This window comes from Paraburkholderia sp. J7 (genome assembly GCF_905220155.1).
GTDB lineage: Bacteria > Pseudomonadota > Gammaproteobacteria > Burkholderiales > Burkholderiaceae > Paraburkholderia.
This window is the reverse complement of the sequence record NZ_CAJMYZ010000146.1, coordinates 1-242: the sequence shown is the minus strand read 5'-3', so window position 1 is coordinate 242 and position 242 is coordinate 1. Positions and strand designations below refer to the sequence as shown.

The 242-nt window shown below is 66.5% G+C and carries 1 protein-coding gene; it reads left to right on the top strand.

Annotated elements, in window-relative coordinates; all coding sequences use genetic code 11:
• The coding region (locus tag U5A58_RS40710) for a pyridoxal-phosphate dependent enzyme (RefSeq protein ID WP_321965484.1) at positions 1-242 on the top strand (242 nt) is incomplete at both ends.

Below are 242 nucleotides of genomic sequence, written 5' to 3'. Positions count from 1 at the left end.
AGGCAAGCGCGTGGAACTCACCGAAGTCGGCCTGTTCTCGGACGGCACGGCAGTCAAGCTCGTGGGCGAGGAAACCTTCCGCCTGTGCCAGGCCTATCTCGATGAAGTGCTGACCGTCGATACCGACGCCCTGTGCGCCGCGATCAAGGACGTCTTCCAGGACACGCGCAGCGTGCTCGAACCCGCGGGCGCACTGGCCGTGGCGGGCGCGAAGCAGTACGCGGAGCGCGAGGGCATCGAAT